Genomic DNA, 14,129 nt, shown 5'->3' with positions numbered 1-14,129 from the left:
TCCGCGCTCACATCAAGCCGCAAACCACTGCCGCGATCACTGATCCGCTCACCAGTACCACGCCCACCACGCGGCGTTTATTCAATTCGGTCCACAGCAGCACGCCGGTCAGCGACAGCAGAATCAGGCTGCCCGCGATCGTGTCGATCAACAGCACCCACCCGACGCTGAGACCCACGCCCTTGTGCAGATTGCTCAGCGTCGCGAAAAACGAGTTGCGCGTGTGCTTCACCGTCACGAAGCCGTTGCCGACCCAGTACTCGGCCTGCACGCTCTGCCCCGGGCCCATGATGCCGACCTGCCATTGCTCAGGCTGAATGGTGCGGTGATCGCCCCATGCGACCGGATGCGCGGGCTCGCGCTTCGCGCGCCCCGGCTTGCCGTCGATCTTCAACTCGCGTTGCAGCCACTTCGCCATCTCTGCCGGCGAGTGCAGCGGCTTCTCAGGCACCGCGATCTGCATTTCCTCGACCTGCGGCGCGCCCGTCGAAATTTTCAGCGGACCAGCGCGATGATTGAGCAGGAAGCCGGTCACGCCGAACATCAGCCCGAGCACCGCGCCCCACAAGCCGATCCAGCCATGCACGTTGCGCAGCCACTTGATGAGGGTCGCACGACGCGAACGCTGCCGCCGCGGCGCCTGTTGCGCGGCGGCGCCCGGCCTGGGGACGCCCGGCGCGGCGACGGTAGGTTTCAGATCGATCGATTCAGGCGCGTTCAAAACGGACTCCAGGCTAGAGCGGTAGGAAGAATTCGAGTGAGAACAGGCGGACCGGCCGGCTTGTGATCCGGGCGATCCGCGCGAAGGGCTGGCTGGCGAGTCACAGGGGAGTAGCGTGACAAAAAGCTTGCGATGCCTTTCAATTGAGAAACATTATCATTACACAATTAAGTGTTTGGCTCAATGTCGTGACGCCGTGGGCGCGCAGTGCATACCCGCCGGGCAATCTTCGAGTCGCCTCCCAATGCGCGCCAGCCGCTTGACATCCGCGCGGCGCGAAACGACGCTAGCTGGCGATGCCGTCAACGCCGCCGTCCGGGGATACCTGCCGTCATGCGACTCTGCTTCGTGGTCCTTGCCACCGCCGGCTGGCTGGCCGGCATCGATGCCGCGAGCGCGAGCGCGCCGGTCAAACTGGACGACCCCTATACCAACGAGGGCGAGACGCAGACCTTCACCATCAACGCGGACGGCTCGTATGCGAAGCTCGATTCGATGACGCTGCGCGTGAACAACGAAGCCGGTGTCGAGCGGGTCGCGCAGCAATACGTCTGGTTCAACCGCAACATGGCCGACGTGCAGATCCTCGAGGCCTACACGGTCACCGCCGACGGCAAACGTCACGACGTAGCACCCGAGCAGATCCGCGACGTGCAGGAAGTCCGCTCTTTCGACGCGCCGATGTTCCAGGACATCCAGGAAAAGGTGATCGTGTTCCCCGCGGTCGAACCCGGCGCGCGCGTGCATCTGACGTACCGCAAGACGCAGCATCAGCCGATCGTGCCGGGCGAATTCAGCGACTTCACGCCGCCCGATCTCGCGCCGACCCGCAACTTCCGCCTGATCTACGACCTGCCCGCCGACAAGCCGCTGTACGCGGACGCCCGTGGCTTCAGCGCGGTGACGCCCATCACGCGCGACGGCCGCACGCGCTACGAATTCCGCTACGACAAGGCGCATTTCGACCGGCTCGAACGCGGCTCGATTGCATACGTGTCGTACGGGGATCGGCTGATGGTGTCGACCTTTCCGAGCTATGCCGCGTTCGCCGCGTCCTATCGCAGTTCCGCAGCCGACCCGGGCACGCACGACGCCGCGATCACCCAGCTCGCGCAAAAGTTGACCGCGCACGATCACACCCCGCGCGACAAAGCCAAAACGCTATACGACTGGGTGCGCCGCAACATCCGCTATGTCGCGATCTACGTCGGACGCGGCTCCGTCGTGCCGCACAGCGCGAGCGCCATCCTCGCGAACCGCTATGGCGATTGCAAGGACCACGTCGCGCTCTACGGCGCGCTGCTCGACACGGTCGGCGTGCGCAACGAGCCGGCGCTGATCAGCAGCGGCACGATCTACACGCTGCCGAGTGTGCCCGGCTACGGCGTCATCAATCATGCGATCACGTGGCTGCCCGATTTGCAGATGTACGCGGATTCGACCGCGTCGAACGTCGAGTTCGGTTTTCTGCCTTCGTCCGATATGGACCGTCCTACCGTGTTGATCGACGACGGCGTACTCGCGCAAACACCGGCCACCGCGCAGATGTCGCGCAGCACCGATCTCGCGATCAAGATCGAACCTGACGGCTCGGCGAGCTTCACGTATCGGCTGCAAGATGCCGGACCGTACGCCGAGCAGGCCCGCGCGCGGCTGCGCACGCAAACGCCCGCGCAACGAGAGGAATCGATTCAGGCCGAGCTGCGCAACGCGAATCTGCGCGGCACCGCGACGCTGATGACGAGCGACCTCAGCGCGGCCGACGGCCCGCTCACGCTGACGATGAAAGGCACACTGGAAAGTCTTGTGGTGACCGGCATGACCGCATCGATCCCGGCCCTGACGAGCCTCGGCGGCGGCGTCGAGGCTGATACGCGCTACTGGCTCGGCGAACGCAAGCGCACGCAGCCGTTCGTGTGTCACAACCTCGCGATCCACGAACGCGCGCGCATCGAGCTGCCGGCCAACTTCCGCGTGCTCGACATGCCGGAGGCGCAACGCACGCAGGACCGCTTCGTCGATTTCACGTCGGAGTACGCGTTCGATCCGCTCAGCAACGTGGTCACGATGACGCGCGACGGCGCCACCCATTTCGACAGCGACGTCTGCACGCCCGATGATTTCACGCGCATGCGTCCCGCGATCGAAGCGATCGGACGGGACGTGCGCGCGGAGGTGATCGTCAGGTCGACGCTGGTGGAGTCGTCGAACGTGGCGTCGCAGGCGCCTTGAACATCAACGCGTCAACGCGTCAACGCGTCAAACCGGCCACAACGGCCCTTCCTGCATCGCGCCGATCTGCTCGCGCATCTCGAGGATGCGATCCTCCCAGTAGCGCTGCGTGTTGAACCATGGAAACGCGGCCGGAAACGCCGGATCGTTCCAGCGGCGCGCGAGCCACGCCTGATAGTGAATCAGCCGCAACGTGCGCAGCGCTTCGATCAGATGCAGTTCGCGCGGCTCGAACTCGCAGAAATCCTCGTAGCCGGCGAGCAGATCGGCGAGCGCGCGCGACGCCTCCGCGCGTTCGCCCGGCAACAGCAGCCACAGGTCCTGAATCGCGGGACCCATGCGGCTGTCGTCGAAATCGACGAAATGCGGGCCCGCATCGGTCCACAACACGTTGCTCGGATGACAGTCGCCGTGCAGACGCAACGTGCGAATCTCGCCGGCCCGCTCGAACGCACGCGCGACACCTTCGAGCGCGAGATTCACGACGGTTTCCCACGCGGTGCGCAAGTCGTCGGGCACGAAACGATGCGCGAGCAGGAAGTCGCGCGGCTCGTAGCCGAACGTGTCGATGTTCAGCGTGGGACGTTCCGCGTAGTCCTGGGTCTGTCCGATCGCATGAATGCGCCCGATGAAACGTCCGAGCCATTCGAGCGTGTCGCGCCGGTCGAGGTCCGGCGCGCGGCCGCCGCGTCGCTCGAAGACCGAGAAGCGGAAACCGTCGAAGCTATGCAGTGTGCGGCCATCGAGCACGCGCGCGGTCACGGCCGGGATCTCGCGCGCGGCGAGTTCGGCGACGAACGCGTGCTCTTCGAGAATCGCCGCGTCGCTCCAGCGCTCGGGACGATAGAACTTCGCGACCACGGGCGGACCGTCTTCGACGCCGACCTGATACACGCGATTTTCGTAGCTGTTGAGCGGCAGCAGACGGCCGTCGGTCCGCACGCCGGTCGTTGCGAGAACGCCGTCGATCGCGTCCAGCACGGTTTTCGGCGTGAGCCGCGCGAACGGCACGGCGCCATCGGCGCCGGCCTCAGGATGGGGATTATCGGGAATGGTGTCGTTCATGCCCCGCATTGTGCGCCGCGCCGCGGCTAAAGACGAGGGCGACGGCTCGTAATACGTGCGGGGCATCGCTAGAAATACGGGCTGATTTGCGGCGCGCCGTGGATCGACGCGCGCATCGACCCGCAGCGATGCCGGCGAGCCGATCTCACCTTACAACATCACTACAGCCCGCTCCTGCGTGTCACACAACGACAATGAGCAACAGATAAGCCTCTCGTTCAATGCGTCTGCGCGCCGGCCGGACGTATCAGGTCGCCGGTATCGATCAGATCTTCGAGGAAAAAGGGTTCGGTGTTGAGCTGCCGCGATGCGCCGGGCTCGCCGGCGTACCACGCCACCATCGCCATGTCGCCAAGAATGCGCATGACGATTCCGCGCGCGCCTTGCGGCACGGCGATATGTACCGATCGGACAATGGAACCGACTTCCATGATAATTCCCCGCTTCCCTTAGCCGGCTTTATGATTTCACGCCGGTCGAGGTGATGATAAAAACGCCGCTTCGCATTGGACGTTGCGTGCGCACTTAATCTGTCGCGCGCATGGCGCGTGAGAGGTTCGAGTCATTGTTCCCGCTTTGCGGGGCTTTGGGAAGGCGAATAGAAGGCTTTTACCAGTCGTTTCGCCCTATTCCCATTGCGCTGCGCACGGCCGATGATCTCGGCGTCAGACGTCGTAATGAAGACCATCATAAACCCTGTCGGGGGGAGACATCAAAAACGTGCATTACCAGAACGATCTGCAAGATGCGGCTAACGCGCAGCTTCGCACCTGCCTTCGCGCCGACGGGCGCGCCTGCGTTTCCGATCCGCGCGGCGCGGCCGCCGCTGATTTCATTAGTCTGCGCTAGTCATGTGGATCGTTCGTCTCGCGCTACGGCGCCCCTATACGTTCGTCGTGCTGGCGTTGCTATTGCTGATCGTCGGGCCACTGACGATTCTGCGCACACCCACCGACATCTTTCCGAACATCGATATTCCGGTGCTGTCGGTGATCTGGTCGTACAACGGCCTGCCCGCCGACGAAATGGAGCGGCGCATCGCGCTGAACTACGAGCGCGGCTTGTCGGTGGCGGTCAACGATATCGAACACACGGAATCGACGTCGCTGAACGGCATCACGGTCATCAAGATCTTTTTCCAGCCGGGCGCGAATATCGACGAAGCGCTCGCGCAGGTCACCGCGCTGTCGCAGTCGCAAGTGCGCTCGCTGCCGCCCGGCATCACGCCGCCGTTCATCCTGCGCTACAACGCGTCGACGGTACCGATTCTGCGGCTCGCGTTGTCGTCCGCGTCGCTGACCGAGCAGGAGCTGTTCGACTTCGGCAATAACTTCCTGAAGACGCAGCTCGCCACCGTGCCCGGTGCATCCGCGCCGCTGCCGTATGGCGGCAAGCAACGGCAGATCATGATCGATATCGATTCGCGCAAGTTGCAGGAGCGCAATCTGTCGCCGATGGACGTGGTCAGCGCGGTCTCCGCGCAGAACCTGATTCTGCCTTCGGGCACCGCGAAGATCGGCTCGACCGAGTACTCTGTGGTAATGAACGGCAGCCCCGATTCGCTCGCCGGGCTGAACAACATTCCGATCCGCACCACCGCAAACGGCACCGTCTATATCCGCGACGTCGCACACGTGCGCGACGGCTACCAGCCGCAGACCAACATCGTGCGCGTGAACGGCCAGCGCGCCGCGCTGCTGACGATCAACAAAAGCGGCAACACGTCCACGCTCGATATCGTCGACCGTATCAAGACGATGATGCCGACGCTGCGCAATCTGGTGCCGCCGTCGCTGAATATCGACCCTGTCGCCGACCAGTCGCTGTTCGTGCGTGCATCGGTGGAGGGCGTGCTGCGTGAAGCGCTGATCGCCGCGTGTCTGACGGGCCTGATGATTCTGCTGTTCCTCGGCAACTGGCGCGCAACGCTGATCATCGCGGTATCGATTCCGTTGTCGATGATCACGTCGATCATCGCGTTGTCCGCGCTCGGCCAGACGATCAACATCATGACGCTCGGCGGGCTCGCGCTCGCGGTCGGGATTCTGGTCGACGATGCGACCGTCGCGATCGAGAACATCAGCCATCAGCTCGAACAGGGCAAGACGCTAGAACAGGCGATCCTCGACGGCGCGCATCAGATCGCGATTCCGACGCTGGTGTCGACGTTGTCGATCTGCATCGTGTTCGTGCCGATGTTTCTGCTCACCGGTGTCGCGCACTACCTGTTCATTCCGCTCGCCGAAGCGGTGGTGTTCGCGATGCTCGCGTCGTACTTCTTCTCGCGTACGCTCGTGCCGACGCTCGCGAAGTATCTGCTGCGCTATCACCACAAGCCCGCTGATCTGCATCACGCGCCGGCGCAAACGCGCAATCCGTTCATGCGCGTGCACTACGCGTTCGAACGCGGTTTCTCGCGTTTGCGCGAGCGCTATCGCGTGTTTCTCGAAGCGCGCGTGGCGCGGCCGGGCCTGTTCGTTACGCTGTTTCTCGTGTGCTGTGGCGCGTCGCTGCTGTTGTTGCCGTTTATCGGCCGCGACTTTTTCCCCGCCGTCGATGCCGGCACGATCGCACTGCACATGCGCGCGAAAACCGGCATGCGGGTCGAGGAAACGGCGGTGCTGACCGATCGTGTCGATGCGCGCATCCGTCAGCTGATTCCGGCCGGCGAACTGCATTCGATCATCGACAACATCGGCCTGCCGGTGTCGGGTATCAACCTGTCGTACAGCAACACGGGCACGATCGGCACCTCCGACTCGGACATCCTGATCACGCTGAACCCCGAACATCATCCGAGCGCCGGCTATGTGCGCACCTTGCGGCGCACGCTCACCGACGAATTCCCCGGCGTGCAGTTCGCGTTTCTGCCGGCCGATATCGTCAGTCAGACGCTGAACTTCGGCATGCCGTCGGCGATCGACATCCAGATCGTCGGCCGTGAGGTGGCCGCCAATCGTGCGTTCGCCGCGAAGCTGCTGAACCGTCTGCGCACGGTGCCGGGCCTCGTCGATGCGCGCATCCAGCAGCCCGCCGATCTGCCGCGGATTTTCATCGACGTCGATCGCACGCGCGCGCAGCAAGCGGGTTTTTCGCAGCGCGATATCGCGAGCAATCTGCTGATCACGCTGTCGGGCAGCCAGCAGACCACGCCGACGTTCTGGCTCAATCCGCGCAACGGCGTCAGCTACAACGTGATCACGGAAGCGCCGCAATACACGATCGATTCGCTGCAATCGCTCGCGAACATTCCGTTGAACGCCAACGGCCGCAACAACATTCTCGGCTCGCTCGCGACAATGCGCCGCGAAGCCAGCAACGCGGTGCTCACGCACTACAACGCGCAAACCACGATCGACATCTACGGCACCGCCGACGGCCGCGACCTCGGCGGCGTGTCCGACGACATCCGCAGGATCATCGACGAATCGAAAGCCGAGTTGCCGAAGAGCTCGACGATCGAACTGCGCGGCCAGGTGCAAACGATGAACGAGTCGTTCTCGGGCCTGCTCGCCGGTCTGCTGTTCGCGGTGCTGCTCGTGTATCTGCTGATCGTCGTCAATTTCCAGTCGTGGCTCGATCCGTTCATCATCGTCACCGCGCTGCCGGGCGCGCTCGCGGGCATCGTGTGGATGCTGTTCCTCACGCACACCACACTGTCGATCCCTGCTCTCACCGGCGCGATCATGTGTATCGGCATCGCGACCGCGAACTCGATTCTGGTGATCAGCTTCGCGCGCGAACAATTGCTGCTGCACGGCGACGCGACCCGCGCGGCGATCGAAGCGGGCTTCACGCGCTTCCGCCCGGTGTTGATGACCGCGCTTGCGATGGTGATCGGCATGGTGCCGATGGCGATCGGTCTCGGCGAAGGCGGCGAGCAGAATGCGCCGCTCGGGCGCGCGGTGATCGGCGGGCTCGCGGTCGGCACGCTGGCCACGCTGATCTTCGTGCCGGTCGTGTTCTCGATGATCTATCGACGGCTGGCGGCGCGGCATCAGCGCGCCGCGGAACACGTGGTGCAGAAGCCATGAACATCCCGCACGCGATAACCGTTCCGGCCGGCACGCGCATCATGCGATGCCACGACACAAGAGGCAGCCTCGACTGCCCATGCAATTTCGAAGGGGAAGCTTGATGGAAGCACAACGTCCCGGCGGCTCGGGTTCAGGATCGGGCTCTGGCGGCCACGCCGCGCATGATCCGGCGAAAGCGCGGCGCACGCGCCTGATCATGATTGCCGCCGCCGTCGCGGTGCTCGCGCTCGCCGCGCAAGGCATCTGGTCGCGCCACGATGCGCATGCGGCGCTCGAACGCGATGCCGAGCACACGAGCCAGTTGAGCGTCGAAGTCGTGCAGCCGCAAAAGTCCTCGGCCGGGTTCGATCTGACGTTGCCCGGCAACGTGCAGGCCTTCCTCGACACGCCGATCTACGCGCGCACCAACGGCTATCTGAAGAAGTGGTACGCCGACATCGGCGCGCGCGTGAAGAGCGGCCAGTTGCTCGCGGAAATCGACACGCCCGAAATCGACGACCAGTTGCGCGCCGCCCGCGCCGATCTCGCGAACGCCGAAGCGAATTACGCGCTGGCGAAGAGCACCGCGGATCGCTGGACGGATATGTTCAAAAGCAAGTCGGTGTCGAAACAGGAGACCGACGAGAAAGTCGGCGACATGCTCGCGAAAAAAGCCACGCTCGACGCCGCGCGTTTCAACGTCGCGCGACTCGAAAAGACGCAGTCGTTCCAGAAGGTCTACGCGCCGTTCGACGGCACCGTGACCGCGCGCAACGTCGACGTCGGCGCGCTGATCGACGCGGGCAGCTCGGGCGGCCCCGCGAAGGAGCTGTTCCATGTTGCCCAGGCCGATCGGCTGCGCGTCTACGTGAACGTGCCGCAAGCGTACGCGCAGCAGGTGCGCGCGCAGCAAAGCGCGTTTCTGACGCTGACCGAGACGCCGTCGCGGCACTACCCGGGTACGGTCGCGCGCACCGCAGGTGCGGTCGATCCGCAGCAGCGCACGATGCTCGTCGAAGTCGACGTCGACAATCGCAGCGGCGAGCTGTTGCCGGGCGCGTACGCGCAGGTGCATTTCGCGCTCGGCGCGGGCACGGCGTCGTTCACGCTGCCGGGCAACGCGCTGCTGTTCCGTCCCGACGGCGTCAAGGTCGCGACCGTCGATCCGCAGCACAAGGTGAAGCTGCTGCCGGTATCGCTCGGCACGGACTTCGGCACGCGCGTCGCGATCGTGGCGGGTTTGCAGGGCAACGAGCAGGTGATCCTGAATCCGCAGGATTCGATCGTCGATGGCGCGCCGGTGCGGATCGTGCCGCGCAAGGCGGAAGGCGGTGCGGCGCCGGAAGGCACGGCTGGAGCCGCCGGTGCGACCGGCGCGGCGGCCAGCTCGCCGGCGGCGCAAGCCGGCGCGCGGTCGGGCGCGAGGACGTGATCATGAAGATGTCGGCTTTGCGGCGCGTGCTTGCGTCATCGGCTGATTTCGCGCGCGGGTCGGCGAGCGCTTCCATTCGCGCGTCGGCAGTCGCGCTGGCTCTCGCCGGCGCGCTCGGCGCCTGCACCGTCGGCCCCGACTACGTGAAGCCCGCCGCCGTCACACCCGCGACCTGGCGCGAACTCGAAGGCACCGGCTGGAAGCCCGCGCAACCGGCCGACACGCTCACGCGCGGCGCGTGGTGGCGCATCTACGGCGACGCATCGCTCGATGCACTCGAAGCGCAGGTCGCGAGCGCGAACCAGGACGTGCAGGCCGCCGAAGCGCGCTTTCGCGCGGCGCGCGCGAGCGTCGCGCAATATCGCTCGCAATTCTTCCCGGTGGTCACCGCGGGCGTCCAGTATTCGCGCACGCGGACCTCGGAGAACGTGCTGCATAAATCGACCGCCGGTCTCGCGCTGAACGACTATCTGGTGCAGGTCGACGCGTCGTGGGAACCGGACCTGTGGGGCCGCGTGTCGCGCAGCGTCGAAGGCGCGAAGGCTGGCGCGCAGGCGAGCGCCGCCGACGTCGACGCCGCGCTGCTGTCGATGCAGGCCGAGCTCGCCACCGATTACTTCGAGCTGCGCGGACTCGATCAGGAGCGCCGACTCCTCGACGACACGATCAAGGCCTACCAGGAGGCGCTCGAACTGACGCAGCATCGCTACGCCGGCGGCATCGCGACCGATGCCGATGTCGCGCAGGCACAAGCGCAGCTGAAGACGACCCAGGCGCAGGCGCTCGACCTCGGCGTGCAGCGCGCGCAGCTCGAACATGCGATCGCGATCCTGATCGGCCAGCCGCCGTCGACCTTCACGCTGCCGGTCGCGCCGCTCGTCGCGGTGCCGGTCGTCGCGGCGGCCGGCGTGCCGTCCGGCTTGCTCGAGCGGCGTCCCGATATCGCGGCGGCCGAGCGGCACGTCGCCGCGATGAATGCGCAGATCGGCGTGGCCACCGCGGCGTTTTTCCCGAATCTCGTGCTGGCCGTGACGGGCGGACTCGAAGCGACCAACTACAGCCAATGGCTGCTCGCGCCGAGCCGGCTGTGGTCGCTCGGGCCGACGCTCGCGGGCACACTGCTCGACTTCGGCGGCCGCGCGGCCGCCAAGGATCAGGCGCGCGCGCGCTACGACGAAAGCGTCGCGCAATATCGGCAAACGGTGCTGAACGCGTTCGGCCAGGTCGAGGACAATCTCGCCGCGCTGCGCGTGCTGGAACAGGAAGCGGCTGCCCAGGACGACGCGGTCGCGGCCGCGCGGCGCGCGCTCGCGGTCGTGTCGGACCGCTACCGGAACGGCGCGATCACCTACCTCGACGTGGTCGTCGCGCAGACGACCACGCTCACCAACGAGCGCAACGCCGTGTCGATCGCACGCCGCCGGATGGCCGCGAGCGTCGCGCTCGTGAAGGCGCTCGGCGGCGGCTGGGATACGTCGGTACTGCCTGGCGACGATTTGCCGGGCGACGATTCGCCGGGCGACGATTCGCTTGTGCATCGGCCTGCGGCGACTTCCGGTTCGACGCAGACGCCGACGCCGGCCAGCGAAGCCGGGGCGCACGGCTAGCGCAGGGAGACGGGCGCGCGACATGCTCGGGTGACGCGGCACGCCGCGTTTGCCGCGCCGCCGGCTCGAAACGCGTTTTCAGCGTATCCTTAACATCTTTTGCGCGTTTCCGTGTGACCCAAGGAGTTCAGTTGTGAACCTGCCGCCGCAATCCCAGCGGACTGCTTCTGCCGTTCCCTCCCCCGCCGCAGCTTCGGCTCCTTCCGCCCGCACCACCACCGTGTCGGATATCCCCTATCTGGAACGCGGCTCGCCCGCGTACTGGCGCGCCAGCCTCGCGCTGCTGTTCGCCGGCTACGCGACGTTCTCGCTGCTTTACTGCGTGCAGCCGCTGCTACCGTCGTTCTCCGAAGCGTTCGACGTGACGCCGGCGCAAAGCAGTCTGTCGCTGTCGCTATCCACCGCGGCGCTCGCGCTGGCGATTTTCGTCGCCGGTTTCGTCTCCGAGGGTTGGAGCCGGCACAAGCTGATGACGCTGTCGCTGACGGTGTCGTCGGTGCTGACGATTGGCGTGTCGGTCGCGCCGCACTGGAATCAGCTGCTCGTGCTGCGCACGCTCGAAGGGCTTGCGCTCGGCGGCGTGCCGGCCGTCGCGATGGCCTATCTCGCCGAGGAAGTGCATCCCGACGGTCTCGGCCTCGCGATGGGTTTGTACGTCGGCGGCACGGCGATCGGCGGCATGGCCGGACGGGTGATCACCGGCGTGGTCGCCGATCTGTTTTCATGGCGCGTCGCAATCGGCACGATCGGCGTGCTCGGCCTGCTGTCGATGCTCGCGTTCCGCGCGCTGCTGCCGCCATCGCGCCATTTCGTGCCGCGCCGCGGCCTCGGCTTCGCGCATCACCGCACGCTGCTGTTGCGGCAGTTCACGCGACCGGGCTTGCCTCTGCTGTTCCTGCTCGGCTTCGTGCTGATGGGCAGCTTCGTCACGCTGTACAACTACATCGGCTACCGGCTGCTCGCGCCGCCGTATCGGCTGAATCAGACGGAGATCGGCGCGATCTTCATCGTCTATCTGGTCGGTGTGGTCGCGTCGCCGTGGTCCGGGCGCATGGCCGATACGTTCGGCCGCGCGCGCGTGCTGATCGGGAGCCTGCTGCTGATGGTGTTCGGCCTCGCGCTGACGATGCTGCATCCGCTCGCGGCGGTCGCGACCGGCATCGCATGCGTGACGTTCGGGTTCTTTGCCGGGCATTCGGTCGCGAGCGGCTGGGTCGGGCGTCTGGCGAAAGATGCGAAAGGCCAGGCCGCTGCGCTATATCTGCTCGCATACTACATCGGCTCGAGCCTGGTCGGCTCGTATGGGGGCCACGTGTGGGCCGGTCATGGCTGGAACGGGGTCGTCGGACTGGTCGGTGCGCTGCTCGTGATCGGCTTGATCGCGGCGACGCACCTGCGCGCCCGCGCATAGCCGCAGGCGATCATTCACCCCGCATGGATCGGCGCAAAACGAAAGGCTTTCGCAAGCGAACGCTCGACATTTTCCGCCGTGTTTTGTTGCGCCGCGCCAATCGCCGCGCGCCCGTCGCGCCGAGGTTCAGCGGCTTGCGAATAAGCGACGGCGCGCAAGCTCGCGCCGCCGCGCCGCTCCATCCGTCTCCTATACTCGATTCGTGCACTGGTACTGCATGATTTCAAAGCCGCAGCCTCTGCCGGAACGGCATAGCATCCATCCTGCATGGGAGGAGACGAAGATGACGTACTTCACGATCGGCGATTTCATCCTGGTCATTCCGATGGCGTTGGCGGGTGCGCTATTCGTCGGCGCGCTGCCCTGCAAAACCGAGTTGCGACACAACGCGCTGCGTGTGCTGGGCGCGCTGATCGGTGTGATGTGCGCGGTGGCGCTGGTCGAGGGTCTGCCGGCGCTCGTGTAGCGGCGCGGCGAAGTATCAACGAAAAAGCCGCACGCTGAGCGTGCGGCTTCGTTTTGCCCTTCGTTCCGTCTGCCAGTTGCGCGGACGGCTCCTCACGCGATCAGATCGCCTGGTCCGTCGATGGCTTTTCCCACAGGTTGATCCCGCCTTCGGTCGCATAGCGATCGATCTCGGCGAGCTCGTCGGCCGAGAATGCGAGGTTCTTCAGCGCGCCGACGTTCTCGCGGACCTGCTCCGCGCGGCTCGCGCCGATCAGTACCGACGTCACGCGCTGATCGCGCAACGCCCACGCAAGCGCCATCTGCGCGAGGCTCTGACCACGGCGCTGCGCGATGTCGTTGAGCTTCCTCACGTGCTCGATGTTCTGCGGGCTCAGATGCTCGTCTTTCAGCGAACCGCCGCCCGGCTTGTTGACGCGCGCATCGGCCGGCACGCCGTTCAGGTACTTGCCGGTCAACAGCCCTTGCGCGAGCGGCGTGAACGCGATCGCGCCCGCGCCGACTTCGTCGAGCGTATCGAGCAGGTCGTGTTCGATCCAGCGGTTCAGCATGTTGTACGACGGCTGATGGATCAGCAGCGGCACCTTGTATTCGGCGAGCAGCTTCGTCATTTCGCGCGTCTTCGCCGACGAGTACGACGAGATGCCGATGTAGAGCGCCTTGCCCTGCTGCACCGCGCTCGCCAATGCGCCCGCGGTTTCCTCGAGCGGCGTGTGCGCGTCGAAGCGATGCGAATAGAAGATGTCGACGTATTCGAGGCCCATGCGCTTCAGGCTCTGATCGAGACTCGCGAGCACGTACTTGCGCGAGCCGCCGCCCTGGCCGTACGGACCCGGCCACATATCCCAACCGGCCTTCGACGAAATCAGCAGCTCGTCGCGATACGGTTTGAAATCGTCCTTGAAAAGGCGGCCGAAGTTGGTTTCCGCGCTGCCGTACGGCGGGCCATAGTTGTTCGCCAGATCGAAGTGCGTGATGCCGAGGTCGAAGGCCGTGCGCAGGATGTCACGCTGCGTCGAGATCGGCGTGGTGTCGCCGAAGTTGTGCCACAGGCCGAGCGACAACGCCGGCAGTTTGAGACCCGACTTGCCGCAGACGCGGTATTGCATGTCCGAATAGCGTTCTGAAGCTGCTTCGTAAGCCATTGCTAGTGTCCTTGTCGATGAGATCGCCCGAGAAT

At 65.4% G+C, this 14,129-nt stretch carries 11 protein-coding genes; 6 read left to right on the top strand and 5 right to left on the bottom strand.

What is annotated here, in order from left to right; translation table 11 throughout:
• Nucleotides 1-7: 7 nt before the first annotated feature.
• On the bottom strand, nucleotides 8-721 hold the full coding sequence (locus ACLFKU_RS24175; protein ID WP_410850719.1) for a PepSY-associated TM helix domain-containing protein: 714 nt from the start codon (nucleotides 719-721) through the stop codon (nucleotides 8-10).
• A gap of 333 nt (nucleotides 722-1,054) precedes the next feature.
• Here ACLFKU_RS24175 and ACLFKU_RS24170 point away from each other — a divergent pair, with 333 nt between their 5' ends.
• Nucleotides 1,055-2,953 carry a DUF3857 domain-containing transglutaminase family protein gene (locus ACLFKU_RS24170; protein WP_410850718.1) on the top strand — a complete coding sequence of 633 codons (1,899 nt, stop codon included), beginning with the start codon at nucleotides 1,055-1,057 and terminating at the stop codon, nucleotides 2,951-2,953.
• Between the two features lie 27 nt (nucleotides 2,954-2,980).
• Here the strand turns inward: ACLFKU_RS24170 and ACLFKU_RS24165 are convergent, their stop codons facing one another.
• Both ACLFKU_RS24165 and ACLFKU_RS24160 read right to left on the bottom strand, forming a co-directional pair.
• Nucleotides 2,981-4,027, bottom strand: coding sequence for a serine/threonine protein kinase (locus ACLFKU_RS24165; RefSeq protein WP_410850717.1), 1,047 nt, complete (start codon nucleotides 4,025-4,027; stop codon nucleotides 2,981-2,983).
• 209 nt (nucleotides 4,028-4,236) lie between these two features.
• Nucleotides 4,237-4,449 (bottom strand): hypothetical protein, encoded by a 213-nt coding sequence (locus ACLFKU_RS24160; RefSeq protein ID WP_176109797.1) that lies wholly within the window; start codon nucleotides 4,447-4,449, stop codon nucleotides 4,237-4,239.
• Nucleotides 4,450-4,869: 420 nt separating this feature from the next.
• On the opposite strand from ACLFKU_RS24160, the gene ACLFKU_RS24155 reads away from it, so the two are divergent.
• The 4 genes from ACLFKU_RS24155 to ACLFKU_RS24140 all read left to right on the top strand — a co-directional run bounded on the left by ACLFKU_RS24155 (nucleotide 4,870) and on the right by ACLFKU_RS24140 (nucleotide 12,484).
• Nucleotides 4,870-8,052, top strand: coding sequence for an efflux RND transporter permease subunit (locus ACLFKU_RS24155; protein ID WP_410850716.1), 3,183 nt, complete (start codon nucleotides 4,870-4,872; stop codon nucleotides 8,050-8,052).
• 103 nt (nucleotides 8,053-8,155) lie between these two features.
• Nucleotides 8,156-9,466, top strand: coding sequence for an efflux RND transporter periplasmic adaptor subunit (locus ACLFKU_RS24150; RefSeq protein WP_410850715.1), 1,311 nt, complete (start codon nucleotides 8,156-8,158; stop codon nucleotides 9,464-9,466).
• An 8-nt stretch (nucleotides 9,467-9,474) separates the two neighbouring features.
• Nucleotides 9,475-11,073, top strand: coding sequence for an efflux transporter outer membrane subunit (locus ACLFKU_RS24145; protein WP_410850750.1), 1,599 nt, complete (start codon nucleotides 9,475-9,477; stop codon nucleotides 11,071-11,073).
• A gap of 220 nt (nucleotides 11,074-11,293) precedes the next feature.
• The gene (locus ACLFKU_RS24140; protein ID WP_368583246.1) at nucleotides 11,294-12,484 is read left to right on the top strand and encodes an MFS transporter; all 1,191 of its coding nucleotides are present in this window, start codon (nucleotides 11,294-11,296) and stop codon (nucleotides 12,482-12,484) included.
• Nucleotides 12,485-12,498: 14 nt separating this feature from the next.
• Here ACLFKU_RS24140 and ACLFKU_RS24135 read toward each other — a convergent pair whose 3' ends face one another.
• Nucleotides 12,499-12,666, bottom strand: a complete 168-nt coding sequence (locus tag ACLFKU_RS24135; RefSeq protein WP_368583245.1) for a hypothetical protein — start codon at nucleotides 12,664-12,666, stop codon at nucleotides 12,499-12,501.
• 101 nt (nucleotides 12,667-12,767) lie between these two features.
• Between ACLFKU_RS24135 and ACLFKU_RS24130 the strand changes: the two genes are divergently transcribed.
• Nucleotides 12,768-12,950 carry a hypothetical protein gene (locus tag ACLFKU_RS24130; protein ID WP_008923386.1) on the top strand — a complete coding sequence of 61 codons (183 nt, stop codon included), beginning with the start codon at nucleotides 12,768-12,770 and terminating at the stop codon, nucleotides 12,948-12,950.
• Between the two features lie 100 nt (nucleotides 12,951-13,050).
• Here ACLFKU_RS24130 and mgrA read toward each other — a convergent pair whose 3' ends face one another.
• Nucleotides 13,051-14,094: an L-glyceraldehyde 3-phosphate reductase gene (gene mgrA, locus ACLFKU_RS24125; RefSeq protein WP_018436920.1), complete on the bottom strand. Its 1,044-nt coding sequence runs from the start codon at nucleotides 14,092-14,094 to the stop codon at nucleotides 13,051-13,053.
• Nucleotides 14,095-14,129 lie beyond the last annotated feature (35 nt).

Origin of the sequence: Paraburkholderia sp. EG304 (assembly GCF_046543485.1) — a bacterium.
Taxonomy (GTDB): domain Bacteria; phylum Pseudomonadota; class Gammaproteobacteria; order Burkholderiales; family Burkholderiaceae; genus Paraburkholderia; species Paraburkholderia youngii.
Note: the sequence above shows the minus strand (reverse complement) of the source record. Positions and strands in the feature narration are given on the sequence as shown.

What these genes read in the sequence shown, in the direction of transcription:
- ACLFKU_RS24170 (WP_410850718.1), top strand. Translation starts at nt 1,055, where the DNA reads ATGCGACTCTGCTTCGTGGTCCTTGCCACCGCCGGCTGGCTGGCCGGC.
- ACLFKU_RS24165 (WP_410850717.1), bottom strand. Translation starts at nt 4,027, where the DNA reads ATGCGGGGCATGAACGACACCATTCCCGATAATCCCCATCCTGAGGCC.
- ACLFKU_RS24160 (WP_176109797.1), bottom strand. Translation starts at nt 4,449, where the DNA reads ATGGAAGTCGGTTCCATTGTCCGATCGGTACATATCGCCGTGCCGCAA.
- ACLFKU_RS24155 (WP_410850716.1), top strand. Translation starts at nt 4,870, where the DNA reads ATGTGGATCGTTCGTCTCGCGCTACGGCGCCCCTATACGTTCGTCGTG.
- ACLFKU_RS24150 (WP_410850715.1), top strand. Translation starts at nt 8,156, where the DNA reads ATGGAAGCACAACGTCCCGGCGGCTCGGGTTCAGGATCGGGCTCTGGC.
- ACLFKU_RS24145 (WP_410850750.1), top strand. Translation starts at nt 9,475, where the DNA reads ATGTCGGCTTTGCGGCGCGTGCTTGCGTCATCGGCTGATTTCGCGCGC.
- ACLFKU_RS24135 (WP_368583245.1), bottom strand. Translation starts at nt 12,666, where the DNA reads ATGGAGCGGCGCGGCGGCGCGAGCTTGCGCGCCGTCGCTTATTCGCAA.
- ACLFKU_RS24130 (WP_008923386.1), top strand. Translation starts at nt 12,768, where the DNA reads ATGACGTACTTCACGATCGGCGATTTCATCCTGGTCATTCCGATGGCG.
- mgrA (WP_018436920.1), bottom strand. Translation starts at nt 14,094, where the DNA reads ATGGCTTACGAAGCAGCTTCAGAACGCTATTCGGACATGCAATACCGC.